At 63.2% G+C, this 11,864-nt stretch carries 13 protein-coding genes; 8 read left to right on the forward strand and 5 right to left on the reverse strand.

Annotation, left to right across the window (positions count from 1 at the left end):
- Positions 1 to 2: 2 nt before the first annotated feature.
- Both C8348_RS09280 and C8348_RS09285 read right to left on the reverse strand, forming a co-directional pair.
- On the reverse strand, positions 3 to 764 hold the full coding sequence (locus C8348_RS09280) for an ABC transporter permease (RefSeq protein ID WP_106753037.1): 762 nt from the start codon (positions 762 to 764) through the stop codon (positions 3 to 5).
- Positions 761 to 1,687, reverse strand: a complete 927-nt coding sequence (locus C8348_RS09285; RefSeq protein ID WP_106753038.1) for an ABC transporter ATP-binding protein — start codon at positions 1,685 to 1,687, stop codon at positions 761 to 763. Before C8348_RS09285 ends, C8348_RS09280 begins: the two co-directional genes overlap by 4 nt.
- Before the next feature lie 250 nt (positions 1,688 to 1,937).
- Between C8348_RS09285 and C8348_RS09290 the strand changes: the two genes are divergently transcribed.
- Complete coding sequence (locus C8348_RS09290) at positions 1,938 to 2,843, forward strand: pirin family protein (protein WP_106753039.1); 906 nt, start codon at positions 1,938 to 1,940, stop codon at positions 2,841 to 2,843.
- Positions 2,844 to 2,939: 96 nt separating this feature from the next.
- On the opposite strand, the gene C8348_RS09295 is transcribed toward C8348_RS09290, so the two are convergent.
- The gene (locus C8348_RS09295) at positions 2,940 to 3,350 is read right to left on the reverse strand and encodes a hypothetical protein (protein ID WP_106753040.1); all 411 of its coding nucleotides are present in this window, start codon (positions 3,348 to 3,350) and stop codon (positions 2,940 to 2,942) included.
- 254 nt (positions 3,351 to 3,604) lie between these two features.
- Between C8348_RS09295 and C8348_RS09300 the strand changes: the two genes are divergently transcribed.
- The 6 genes from C8348_RS09300 to C8348_RS09325 all read left to right on the forward strand — a co-directional run bounded on the left by C8348_RS09300 (position 3,605) and on the right by C8348_RS09325 (position 9,342).
- Entirely contained in the window at positions 3,605 to 3,877 is a 273-nt protein-coding gene (locus C8348_RS09300; RefSeq protein ID WP_106753041.1) for a type II toxin-antitoxin system TacA family antitoxin, read from the forward strand.
- A gap of 3 nt (positions 3,878 to 3,880) precedes the next feature.
- Positions 3,881 to 4,396 carry a GNAT family N-acetyltransferase gene (locus C8348_RS09305; protein ID WP_106753042.1) on the forward strand — a complete coding sequence of 172 codons (516 nt, stop codon included), beginning with the start codon at positions 3,881 to 3,883 and terminating at the stop codon, positions 4,394 to 4,396.
- Positions 4,397 to 4,472: 76 nt separating this feature from the next.
- Entirely contained in the window at positions 4,473 to 5,633 is a 1,161-nt protein-coding gene (locus C8348_RS09310) for a GNAT family N-acetyltransferase (RefSeq protein WP_106753043.1), read from the forward strand.
- A 139-nt stretch (positions 5,634 to 5,772) separates the two neighbouring features.
- Entirely contained in the window at positions 5,773 to 6,684 is a 912-nt protein-coding gene (locus tag C8348_RS09315; RefSeq protein ID WP_106753044.1) for a PhzF family phenazine biosynthesis protein, read from the forward strand.
- Between the two features lie 393 nt (positions 6,685 to 7,077).
- Complete coding sequence (locus C8348_RS09320) at positions 7,078 to 8,652, forward strand: 2-isopropylmalate synthase (RefSeq protein WP_106753045.1); 1,575 nt, start codon at positions 7,078 to 7,080, stop codon at positions 8,650 to 8,652.
- A gap of 345 nt (positions 8,653 to 8,997) precedes the next feature.
- Positions 8,998 to 9,342, forward strand: a complete 345-nt coding sequence (locus tag C8348_RS09325; RefSeq protein ID WP_106753149.1) for an antibiotic biosynthesis monooxygenase family protein — start codon at positions 8,998 to 9,000, stop codon at positions 9,340 to 9,342.
- Positions 9,343 to 9,347: 5 nt separating this feature from the next.
- On the opposite strand, the gene C8348_RS09330 is transcribed toward C8348_RS09325, so the two are convergent.
- On the reverse strand, positions 9,348 to 9,884 hold the full coding sequence (locus C8348_RS09330; protein WP_106753150.1) for a GNAT family N-acetyltransferase: 537 nt from the start codon (positions 9,882 to 9,884) through the stop codon (positions 9,348 to 9,350).
- Positions 9,885 to 10,020: 136 nt separating this feature from the next.
- The gene (gene miaA / locus C8348_RS09335; RefSeq protein WP_106753046.1) at positions 10,021 to 10,974 is read right to left on the reverse strand and encodes a tRNA (adenosine(37)-N6)-dimethylallyltransferase MiaA; all 954 of its coding nucleotides are present in this window, start codon (positions 10,972 to 10,974) and stop codon (positions 10,021 to 10,023) included.
- Here miaA and serB point away from each other — a divergent pair.
- The gene (gene serB / locus C8348_RS09340; RefSeq protein WP_106753047.1) at positions 10,973 to 11,863 is read left to right on the forward strand and encodes a phosphoserine phosphatase SerB; all 891 of its coding nucleotides are present in this window, start codon (positions 10,973 to 10,975) and stop codon (positions 11,861 to 11,863) included. The genes miaA and serB overlap by 2 nt on opposite strands.
- Position 11,864 lies beyond the last annotated feature (1 nt).

Below are 11,864 nucleotides of genomic sequence, written 5' to 3' on the forward strand. Positions count from 1 at the left end.
ATTCAAGATTTGAGGCGATAGCCGGTCTTGAAGATCCAGGCAACCACACCGAGGCTTGCGGCGAGAAACACCAGCGTCATGGCAAGACTGAGGCCGACGCCGACATCCGCCTGGCCATAGAAGCTCCAGCGAAAACCGGAGACCAGATAGACCACCGGATTGAACAGCGTCACCGTCTGCCAGAACTCCGGCAGCATGCGGATGGAGTAGAACGAGCCGCCGAGGAAGGTCAGCGGCGTGACGATCAGCAGGGGCACGAACTGCAGTTGCTCGAAATTCTTCGCCCAGATGCCGATGATGAAGCCGAACAGCGAAAAGGTCACCGCCGTCAGCACGAAGAACAGCACCATCCACAGCGGATGCTCGATGCGCATGTCGACGAACAGATTGGCGGTGACGAGGATGATCACACCCACCAGCATCGCCTTCGTGGCCGCAGCCCCGACATAGCCGACCACGATCTCGAAATAGGACGCCGGCGCCGACAGGACCTCGAAGATTGTCCCCGTGAAGCGGGGAAAGAAGATGCCGAAGGACGCGTTCGACAGGCTCTGCGTCAACAGCGACAGCATGATCAGCCCCGGCACGATGAACGCGCCATAGCTGACCCCGTCCACCTCCTGAATGCGCGAGCCGATCGCAGCGCCAAAGACGACGAAATAGAGCGAGGTGGAAATGACCGGCGAGACAATGCTCTGGAACAGGGTCCGCCAGGTGCGGGCCATCTCGAAGGCGTAGATGGCGCGGATCGCGTGGAGGTTCATTGGGACTGCCTCACCAGGTTCACGAAAATCTTTTCCAGCGAATCCTGCCGGGTCTGCAGGTCACGGAAGTGGATGCCAGCCTCCCTCAGTTCGCTCATCAGGGCGGTGATCCCGGTCCGCTCGCCCTGGCTGTCATAGGTGTAGGTCAGTTCATCCCCCGCCGCAGCCAGCGTCAGGTCATAGCCGGCCAGGCTTTCCGGCAGCCGGGCCAGCGGCTCGACCAGCTGCAGCACCAGCTGCTTGCGCCCGAGCTTGCGCATCAGGGCGTTCTTTTCCTCGACCAGGATAATCTCGCCCTTGGTGATCACCCCCACGCGGTCAGCCATTTCCTCGGCTTCCTCGATATAGTGGGTGGTCAGGATGATGGTGACGCCCGAGGCCTTCAACCGCCGCACCACGTCCCACATGTCGCGCCTGAGTTCGACATCGACACCGGCCGTCGGCTCGTCGAGGAACAGCACCTTGGGCTCATGCGCCAGGGCCTTGGCGATCAGCACGCGCCGCTTCATGCCGCCGGACAGGGTCATGATGCGCGAGTCGCGTTTCTCCCACAGCGACAGGTCCTTCAGGATCTGCTCGATGCGGGCGGGATCCTTCGGCAGCCCGTAAAGGCCCCGGCTGAAGTTGACCGTTGCCGACACCGTTTCAAACGACTCGGTTGTCAGCTCCTGCGGCACCAGGCCAATCAGGCGGCGCGCGGTGCGATACTCCTCGGTCCAGTGGTGCCCATGCACCCGGACGGTGCCGGCACTGGCGCGCACCAGGCCGCAGATCACCGAGATCAGGGTCGTCTTGCCCGCCCCGTTGGGACCAAGCAGCGCGAACAGTTCGCCCCGCTCGATGGTGAGATTGACGGAATTGAGTGCTTTGAAGCCGCTCTCATAGGTTTTCGAAAGCTGCTCGATCTGAAGGGCTGGCGGCATGGGAACTCCCGTAGCGGGCCGGGAAAAGGAAAACGGAAACCGGGGCTGACACGACCTGAGCGTGCTGGCGGATAGCGCGGATCATAGAGGGATCTTCCCGGCGAAACAGCCCCGGCAGACGAAAAAGGACGAGAACAACGGCGGAGGTCTGTTTACCCAGAGTGAACACTGCGTCCGTGTCACCGCCGTTTGAGGACGGGCGAAACCGCACTACCTTCAAGGCAACACAAGACCTGAAGGGAGACTTCCCATGTCCATCCGTCCCGTCCGCCAGATCAGCGGCACAACCCCGACCCTGGAAGGTGCCGGCGTCCGCCTCGACCGCGTCTTCGGCTTCAGCGATCCGGAGCTGACCGATCCGTTCCTGATGATGGACGATTTCCGCAATGACAACCCGCGCGACTATGCCGCCGGCTTTCCCTGGCATCCGCACCGGGGCATCGAGACCATTACCTATGTCTTGGCCGGTACCGTCGACCACACCGACAGCCTCGGCAACAATGGCAGCCTCGGTGCTGGCGACGTACAGTGGATGACCGCCGGGCGCGGCATTCTGCATCAGGAAATGCCGAAGGGCGATGCGCGCGGCCGCATGCATGGCTTCCAGCTTTGGGCCAACCTGCCCTCGCAGCTGAAGATGACCGCGCCGCGCTACCAGGACGTGACGTCAAAGGACATCCCGGTGATCCAGGACGACGACGGCACCATCGTGCGCGTCATCTGCGGCGAGTTCTGGGGCAAGCGCGGCCCGGTCGACGGCATCGCCGCCGAGCCGCAATATCTCGACATCACCATTCCGCCCGGCCGCGCCAAGCGCCTGCCCGTCGACACGCGCCGCCAGGCCTTCGCCTATATCTTCGAGGGCGCCGGCAAGTTCGCCGACGCCTCCAAGCCCTTCGGCGTGCTGACGGAAAAGGAACTCGACAACGAGGAACTCTACATCCGCGACGAGACCGGCGACCGCACGCTGGTGATCTTCGGCGCGGGCGACGAGATCGTCGTGCAGGCCGGCGAACAGGGCATGCGCTTCCTCCTCGTCTCCGGCGCCCCCATCCGCGAACCCATCGCCTGGCACGGCCCCATCGTCATGAACACCCGCGAGGAACTCATCCAGGCCGTCACCGAACTGCGCAACGGAACTTTTATCAAAGGGTGAGGGTTTGGGGAGCCCGAACGGCCAAGTCCAGCTGCCTTTGCTCTCTGGTTAGTCCGGGGCAAGGGCGGTTGACAGTCGAATAATGTCTTTGTACGACTATTGTGTACTGTTCAAAATCTCGGTCACATCGCGCCAGACGATATTGTCCGGATAGGTGGCCAGACCCAAGAATGCCGTGAATGCGTTCACAACATCATCGATAAACAAGATTTCGTCTGGGTTTACGGTTATCTGACCGCCGCCGAACACCAAGACTTGCGGCCCTTCAAAAGGCACTTTCGGCACGTCGTAGTGCGCTCGATAGTGCTTCTGATCAGATTGGCTGCGCATTTCGAGGACACATGTGAACCGTCCCCCAGCAACCTGAATGTACGAACCATCCGGCCTCGTAACGATAGCAAAAGACTGAGAGCCATAGCTCTTCAAAGCCCTGAGAGATTTTTCAATAGCCCCAAAGTTACTCACCTCTTTAGGCGCCTTGTTCTCAACGTCTAGAATTGCCTTCATCAAAAATTCGCTGTGATGCTACCAACAAGACATCTTCACTCAACAAAATAGCCAGTCATAGCCAGAGACGCAATTTTACTCCCAAAAACGAACCCAATTGACGCCCGCGAGGAACTCATCCAGGCCGTCACCGAACTGCGCAACGGGACGTTTACCAAGGGGTGAGGGGTTGGGGCAAAAATCCGGTCATGACATCGTCAGGACGATGAGCTAGTCTAACAGGCAAGAATTATGCGCCCGCAAAGGTTTGGCTGATGTCATCGCCCGCAAGGACAGAGAAGCTGGAAATGCGCCTCTCGCCGGAAGCCAAGCGGCTTCTGCGGGAGGCAGCAGAGCTGCGCCACAAGAGCATGTCGGAGTTCGTTCTCGACAGCGCCCTGGCCGAAGCCGAGGCGACACTGTTGGATCGCCGCATCATTCAGCTGAACGACGTAGACTGGACCGCCTTTCTCGCGGCCCTGGATGGCCCACCTCGGCGCGACGACCGGCTCGAACAGCTTCTGACGTCCCCAAGTGTCTTCGACTGAGGCATGACGAGCCCGAACAAGCCCAAAATCGAGAAACTGACTGCCCTGCACGATCTTGGCAGCTTCGATTGCGGCTCGGCGGCGCTGAATAGCTTTCTCCAGAACCATGCCTTGGGCAATCAGTCTGCTGGCAGTGCCCAAACCTATCTCGCCCTGATGAACGGCAGTGTCGTGGGCTTCTACAGCCTTGCTGTCGGGCAGATCGAGACCGCAGCCGCGCCGGATCGCCTGCGTAAAGGGCTTCCACGGCATCCGGTCCCGATCATGTTGCTGGCGCGCCTCGCCATCGACCGCCGTTGGCAGGGGCAGCGTCTCGGTTCGGGCCTGCTCAAGGATGCGCTGCTCAGGACGCTGCGCGCTGCCGACATCGCAGGCATTCGCGCTATCGTGGTCCACGCCAAGGACGAACCCGCCCGCGCCTTCTACACGGCTTTCGGCTTCGTCCCGTTCGAAAGCGCGCCGTTTGTCCTCTACCGCCTCATCAAGGATATCCGGGTGTTGAGCGGCAGCGGCCACTGACGCCCTTGCTGACCCGGCCGTTCAAGGCTACTTCCTGTCTGCCTCCCGCCAGCCTGTCAGACTGGACCTTGCCGATATGCCTGCTGCTCCCCGCCTGCGCCCCGGGCGCATTTCTGATGCTGCTGCCCTGACGGATATCCTGCACCGGTCAAAGGGCTCCTGGGGGTATCCGGAGCCGGAGATGGCGGGGTTTCGTGCCAACAACAGGGTGACACCGGCGATGCTGACGTCGCAGACGGTGATCGTTGCCGAACTTGATGGAAAGCCGGTGGCCTTTGCCTCCGGAGACAAGCGGGCCGATCATTTCTATCTCGATTTCCTGTTTGTCGCCCCGGAAGCGCAAGGCATGGGGCTTGGCCGGCTGCTCATTGACGCCGTGGAAGACCACATGCGCCAAAGCGGTCACCGGCGCTTGATGCTGGAGAGCGATGCCAATGCTGTCGGCTTCTACAAGCGCCTCGGCTTTGCGGTGTTGACCGAGCGCGACAGCACGATGATCCCGGGCCTGCGCATCCCCTTGATGGAACGCGAGCTTGCGCCCAGCGTGCTGCCGTTGCAGCGCGTTGCCCTGCGCTTTGACCCCGCCGCCCGCTGGGCCTTCGAGACCGACAACGAGGCGGCCATCGCGGCCCATTGGGCAGAGGCGCTGGCGCGCAATCCGCACATGTGGAACGGGCGCATGTTGCAGACGACAGACATTGCCATCAATGCAGCGGGCACGCTGAGCGGCACCTGCGCCGAGATTGCCTTTGCCAGTTTCATCGCCTGGCGCGACTGGGGCTGTCCGGACCGCCGCGGCGCCAATGTCTTCGGCTCCGCCGTCGTGCGCGCGGCCGGTGGTGAGCTGCTGTTCGGCGTCATGGGTCCGAAGACAGCCAACAACGGCCTGATCTATCCCCCCGGCGGCAGCCTGGATCTGGGGGACCTGACCGAGGCCGGCACCGTCGATCTGGAAGGTTCGATCGCGCGGGAGCTGACGGAGGAAACCGGGCTCAAGGTGGAGGACGCGGAAGCCGGCGCGTTGTTTGCCGTGCGCGACGGACCGCGCCTGTCGGTCGCCCGCGAGCTGCGGTTCAACCGGCCGGCCCGGCAATTGCGGGACGACATGCTGGCCCATTCCCGCGCGACAGAAGAGCAGGAACTGTCCGACATTCTTGTGCTCGAACGCCCCGGCGACTTGCCGTCCGCCAAGGTTCCGGCCTTTTCGCGGCTGATCGCGCAGCATCTTCTGGGCTGACAGGATCCCTTGCGGATCAACCCTTTGCTAACCACTTCGCAACAGGGCGGACTGGCAGCGCGGGCAAAACCATGCAAAAGTCCGGCCGGTCCCGCCTGATCGGGACACGCCTCTGACACGCATCCGGGAGAGACTGCCGATGGGACGCCGCTACGCCGTGCTCGACGTGTTCACCAACAAGGCCCTGGCGGGCAATCCCCTTGCCGTGGTCCAGGACGCAGAAGGGCTCGACACAGCGCAGATGCAGGCCATCGCGCGGGAGTTCAACCTGTCGGAGACCGTGTTCCTGCTGCCCCCGCGCGGCCCCGCCCATTCGGCGCAGGTGCGCATCTTTACAACAACCCGCGAGCTGCCTTTTGCCGGCCACCCGACCGTCGGCACGGCGATTTTCCTTGCCATGGAACGGTTCGGCGAGATCAAGGGCGAGCAGAATGCCGTTGTCGTGCTGGAGGAAGAGATCGGCACCGTGCGCTGCGGCGTGACGCTGAAGGAGAACGCCGCCGGCTTTGCCGAGTTCGACGTGCCCAAGCTGCCGCAGCCGGGCGTGCCTGCGCAGGACAAGGAGGCGATTGCCGCCGCCCTCGGGCTGATCCCCTCCGAGATCGGTTTCGAGAACCACAAGCCCTGCCTCTATGACGCTGGCGTGGCCTTCCTGTTCGTGCCGGTCGCCGACATGAGCGTCCTGTCCCGTGTCTCCCCGGTCGTGTCCCTGTGGTCCGAAGCCTTCGGTCCGGCCAAGACCCGCAGCGCCTATATCTACACGCGCCAGACCCGGTCACATGACAGCGCCTTCCACGCCCGCATGTTCGCCCCCGACCTTGGCGTGCACGAGGACCCGGCAACGGGCTCGGCGGCCGCAGCCTTTGCCGGCGTGGTGCATCACTTCGACCGCCCGACCAATGGCACGCATTTCCTGCGCATCGAGCAAGGCTTCGACATGGGCCGCCCGTCCCTGATCGACCTGGAAATCGATGTGGAAGCCGGTTCGCTGCACGCAGTGCGCATCGGCGGCCAGGCGACCCTGATCGCCCGCGGCGAGCTCTTCCTCTGATTGGCTGAGGCGCGCACGGCCCAATTTGTCTTGCGCGCCCCTCCCCCATCCGCTACAGAATTTGCCTATCGACGCGCGCCGGCCCTCAGGCCGGCATTTCAACGATCAGCCACCGGCTGATCCCAACAAAAGGCCGAAAGCCCGCATGATCGCCGTTCGCGACATGATCGAAGCTTCGAACACTGCGGCTCTCCGCGGTGGCCTTTCTGCGCGCGCCCTCCTGCTTGGCAAGCTGCTGCTGCTTAGATGCCCCTGAGCGTCGGCAGGCCCATGCGTGGGCGGGCACTCAGGGGATAGCGAACTCACCCAAGGATTGAAGACCGCTCCCGCCTGCCGCCCTCCATGGCAATGATTGACTAGGGCCAGCGGGACTGAAGGGAAGGAAAACCACCGATGACCGCGAACAGCCCGGCAGACAAGGCCAGCTCCAAGGACAAGGTATTCATTTTCGACACCACCCTGCGCGACGGTGAACAGTCGCCCGGCGCCTCCATGACCCTGGAGGAAAAGCTGCAGGTGGCCGAACTCCTCGACGACATGGGCGTCGACATCATCGAAGCCGGTTTCCCGATTGCCTCCAACGGCGACTTCGAGGCGGTGCGCGAGATTGCCAAGCGTTCGAAGAACTCGGTGATCGCCGGCCTCGCCCGTGCCATCCACGCCGACATCGACCGTTGCGGCGAAGCCGTCCGTCATGCCGACAAGGGCCGCATCCACACCTTCGTCTCCACCTCGCCGATCCATCTGAAGTTCCAGATGAACAAGTCCGAGGACGAAGTCCTGGCCATCATCGCCGACACGGTCACCCGCGCCCGCAACCTGATCGATGACGTCGAATGGTCCGCCATGGACGCCACCCGCACGCCGATCGAATATCTCTGCCGCACCGTCGAGGCCGCGATCAAGGCCGGCGCGACCACGATCAACCTGCCCGACACCGTCGGCTATGCAACGCCGGACGAGTACAAGTCGATGTTCATGGAGATCCGCAACCGGGTCCCGAATGCCGACAAGGCGATCTTCTCCGTGCACTGCCACGACGACCTCGGCCTTGCGGTCGCCAACTCGCTGGCCGGTGTGGCGGGCGGCGCGCGCCAGATCGAATGCACCATCAACGGTCTCGGCGAGCGCGCAGGCAATGCCGCGCTGGAAGAGATCGTCATGGCGATCCGCACCCGCTCCGACGTGCTGCCCTACACCTGCGACGTCCAGCCGAAGTTCATGACCCGCGCGTCCAAGCTCGTGTCGGCCGTCTCCGGCTTCCCGGTGCAGTACAACAAGGCCATCGTCGGCAAGAACGCCTTCGCCCATGAAAGCGGCATCCACCAGGATGGCATGCTCAAGAACGCCGAAACCTACGAGATCATGCGTCCGGAAGACGTCGGCGTGAAGGCCACCTCGCTGGTCATGGGCAAGCACTCCGGCCGCCATGCCTTCAAGGACAAGCTGAAGGATCTGGGCTACGAACTGGGCGACAACGCCCTGCAGGAAGCCTTCCGCCGCTTCAAGGACCTCGCCGACCGCAAGAAGAACGTCTATGACGAGGACATCGAAGCCTTGGTCGAGGACGAGATCGCAACCGCTGGCGAAGGCGCCAAGGTGATCGCGCTCACCGTCATCGCCGGCACGGGCGGCCCGCAGAAGGCCATCCTGACGATGGACATCAACGGCCGCCACGAAACCAAGGAAGCCACCGGCGACGGTCCGGTCGATGCGCTGTTCAAGGCCATCCGCGCCATTTGCCCGCACACGGCCACCCTGTCGCTGTACCAGGTTCATGCCGTGACCGAAGGCACTGATGCGCAGGCGGAAGTCTCCGTCCGCCTTGAAGCCAACGGCCGCATCGCCACAGGCAAGGGTGCCGACACGGACACGCTGGTCGCCTCTGCCCGCGCTTATGTCGCCGCCATGAACAAGCTCAACCTGCGCCAGCAGTCGACCAACCCGGGCGCACTGATGGCCGGCTGAACCGGCAGAGGTACTTCGTAACAATCAAGGGCCGGGCAAGTGCCCGGCCTGAGGTTGATGACAAACCCTCTATCGTCATCCCGGCCGCAGCGAAGCGGAGATCCGGGACCGGAGAGCCGAGATCTCTCCGGGTTTAACTGACTGAATGATAGAGGCCTCGACTCCCCGGTCCCGGCTCGGCGCTGCGCTTGGCCGGGATGACGGCGGTGAGGTCGAGGTTTGTAAGCAGTCTGAGGCCGGGGGCACAAGCCCCCGGCCTTTTGTGTTCGCTGCCCGCGGTTTTCCGTTGCTCTTTGGTCCGGCTTTCGGATCGTATGGATGTCGACAGCCAGCAAGGGGCCAGCCGTGATTGCCGTGATCTTTGAAGTCGAGCCACACGCCGAGCATGTGGCGGCCTATTTCGACCTCGCCGGCGCGCTGAAGAGCGAGCTTGTCAAGATCGACGGCTTCATCTCGGTCGAGCGCTTCGAAAGCGTGACAACGCCGGGCAAGTTCGTCTCGCTGTCGTTCTGGCGCGATGAGGCGGCACTCGCCGAGTGGCGCCGGCTGGCGCAGCACCGTTCGGCGCAAAAGGCTGGACGGGAGATGATGTTCGCAGGCTACCGGTTGCGCGTCGCCGCCGTTCTGCGGGACTATGGCCTTACCGAGCGCGACGAGGCCCCCGACGACAGCCGCAGGCTCAATGGCTGACGCTGTCAGCCATTGGCAACCAGCCGGCACATGGCCGGGCTCAGCACCTGATAGATATCCCGCGGCATGTCGCGGATGCGGCGGCGTTCGCGAAAGGTCATGCCGGCCAGTTCCAGCACTCGCCGCGCCCGCGTGTGGTCACTGCGGGCGAAGCTGATCAGGTGGCTGTAGTAGGTGTTGTCGAAAAACCAGCGCACCAGCGCCGGTGCCAGCTCGCGCGCATAGCCCTTGCCCCAATGCTCCCGCGCGATGACGATTTCCATCTCGATTTCAGACGTTTCCTCAAACGGCTGGAACCCGGCACGGCCGACGAATTCACCCTCGCGGGACAGGATTTTCCACATTCCGAAGCCCTGCAGCGCATGGCCGGTGACATAATCAACCAATCGGCTGGCCAGCCGCGCAGGGTCCCAGGCGGAGGCATCCCCGTCGAGGTAGCGGTTGACTTCCGGATCACCATGCAATGCCTGGAGTGCGGGGAGATCGTTTTGTGAAAAGGCGATGGCCCGGAGCTGCCGGGACGCCAGAACAGTTTCCTGCATGCCCATACCCCTCGTTTGGACGCTCGCTTGATGGCTCAAACGGCAACCTGGAGATAGCTGGGGAATGTGCGTATACAAGGGCATGCGGAAGGCAAAAGGCGGAAAAGTTTGCGGCCCGACGCTGCGACAGTTTACACTACCAAGCGCTATGCGTCTGAATAAATTGTTCTTTTTCCGTCAGAACTGACGGATCAAGCCGAACCCAATCGCCAAGCTGGCCCCGGAAAAACGTCTCCTGCCGTTTCGCGTACTGCCGCGTTGCCACCACCAGTTGCTGCTTCGCCTCCTCAGGATCGAGATGCCCAGCGGCCCAGGCGCTGATCTCGCGAATGCCAATGGCCCGCATCGCAGGCAGCGTGTCTGGTAGATCCAGCGCAAGAAGCGAGCGCACTTCCTCCACGCCCTCTGGCACCAGCATCATCCGGGCGCGTTGCGCGATGCGCGCGTGGAGCCAGGCTCGGGGCGGAGCCAGCACAACGGATGCAAACGTTCCAGGTTCCAGCACTGGCGCGCCGGGCTTGTCCGCCTGCCAGCTCGCCAGCGTCCGGCCGGATGACAAAACCACCTCAAGCGCCCGGGTCAGTCGCTGCAGATCGATCAGCCGATTGGCCGCGTCAGGATCAAGCGGCAGAAGTGCAGCCTTGACCGCTTCTACGCCGCCCTCCTCCGCAAGCAGCCGGCATCGGGCGCGGACATCAGCGGCAACGTCCGGCACCTCGGCAAACCCGTGTGTCAGCGCCCTGAAATACAATCCGGTGCCTCCCACAATGATCGGACGCAGTCCCGCTGCCTTCGCCTCGGCCAGGCATTGCGCCACACGCTTGAGCCAGGCTCCGGTGGAGAACGCCTCGGACGAAGGCAGCACACCATAGAGCCAGTGCGGAACCCGAGCCTCGTCGCTGGTATCGGGACGCGCCGTGACAAGCCGCAGTTCGCGATAGAGCTGCATGGAATCCGCATTGATGACCACGCCATTCGTCCGTTCGGCCAGCTCAATAGCCAGGGCAGACTTGCCGCTGGCGGTCGGCCCGGCTATCAGGATCGCGCCAGTCGCATCTGCTGTGCTGCTTCCGCCGAAAGGTTTGTCCATGTCCCTGGTTGCCACGCTCGTTTCCAATCCGGCCACGCCGGCACTTGATGATCAGGTCGTCGCCAGGGCCTCTGCCGCCGTTGGCGCACTTGCGCCGGCCAGATGGCTTGCTGCTGGCATCGCTGCCGATCTTGATGTTGATGCCGCGCTGTCCGCAACTGAGGCAGACGCACGCCTGCGCGATCTTCTGGCTGATCTGGCGATTGATGTCCATGTGCAGCCGATTGAGGGCCGACGCAAGCGTCTGCTGATCGCCGATATGGATTCGACGATGATCGGCCAGGAATGTATCGACGAACTGGCAGCTGAGGTCGGGCTGAAGGACCACGTTGCAGAGATCACCGAGCGGGCGATGCGCGGTGAACTGGAGTTCGAGCCAGCCCTGCGAGAGCGGGTGGCCCTCCTGAAAGACCTGCCGCTGGACGCAGTGACCCGGGTTCTCGACACCCGCATCACCCTGACGCCGGGTGCGCGCGAACTGGTCCGGACCATGCGGGCGCACGGCGCCTACTGCGCGCTGGTCTCGGGCGGCTTCACGCTGTTCACCGGCCCCGTTGGCGAGCGGATCGGCTTCAACGAGAACCGCGCCAATATTCTGGAAGTTGCCGATGGCAAGCTGGCTGGTGTGGTGCGGGAGCCGATCCTCGGGCGCGAAGCCAAGCGGGAACGACTGGAGCAGCTCACCGAGGAACTCGGCCTGTCGATGAACGACACCTTGGCCGTCGGTGATGGGGCAAATGATCTGGCGATGATCGCCCGTGCCGGGCTCGGAGTGGCCTATCATGCCAAGCCAAAGGTCGCAGCGGAGGCTGATGCCCGGGTTGACCACGGCGACCTGACTGCGCTGCTCTACTTCCAGGGTTATTCTGCCTCAGACTTTTCGGTCTGAG

It is taken from the genome of Pannonibacter carbonis (assembly GCF_003012935.1).
Taxonomy (GTDB): Bacteria; Pseudomonadota; Alphaproteobacteria; order Rhizobiales; family Stappiaceae; genus Pannonibacter; species Pannonibacter carbonis.

Bases quoted from the DNA above. Each gene is read 5' to 3' on its own strand.
- miaA (WP_106753046.1), bottom strand. From the start codon at position 10,974: ATGGACAAACCTTTCGGCGGAAGCAGCACAGCAGATGCGACTGGCGCG.
- C8348_RS09280 (WP_106753037.1), bottom strand. From the start codon at position 764: ATGAACCTCCACGCGATCCGCGCCATCTACGCCTTCGAGATGGCCCGC.
- C8348_RS09310 (WP_106753043.1), top strand. From the start codon at position 4,473: ATGCCTGCTGCTCCCCGCCTGCGCCCCGGGCGCATTTCTGATGCTGCT.
- C8348_RS09315 (WP_106753044.1), top strand. From the start codon at position 5,773: ATGGGACGCCGCTACGCCGTGCTCGACGTGTTCACCAACAAGGCCCTG.
- C8348_RS09330 (WP_106753150.1), bottom strand. From the start codon at position 9,884: ATGCAGGAAACTGTTCTGGCGTCCCGGCAGCTCCGGGCCATCGCCTTT.
- C8348_RS09295 (WP_106753040.1), bottom strand. From the start codon at position 3,350: ATGAAGGCAATTCTAGACGTTGAGAACAAGGCGCCTAAAGAGGTGAGT.
- serB (WP_106753047.1), top strand. From the start codon at position 10,973: ATGTCCCTGGTTGCCACGCTCGTTTCCAATCCGGCCACGCCGGCACTT.
- C8348_RS09305 (WP_106753042.1), top strand. From the start codon at position 3,881: ATGACGAGCCCGAACAAGCCCAAAATCGAGAAACTGACTGCCCTGCAC.
- C8348_RS09300 (WP_106753041.1), top strand. From the start codon at position 3,605: ATGTCATCGCCCGCAAGGACAGAGAAGCTGGAAATGCGCCTCTCGCCG.
- C8348_RS09290 (WP_106753039.1), top strand. From the start codon at position 1,938: ATGTCCATCCGTCCCGTCCGCCAGATCAGCGGCACAACCCCGACCCTG.
- C8348_RS09285 (WP_106753038.1), bottom strand. From the start codon at position 1,687: ATGCCGCCAGCCCTTCAGATCGAGCAGCTTTCGAAAACCTATGAGAGC.
- C8348_RS09320 (WP_106753045.1), top strand. From the start codon at position 7,078: ATGACCGCGAACAGCCCGGCAGACAAGGCCAGCTCCAAGGACAAGGTA.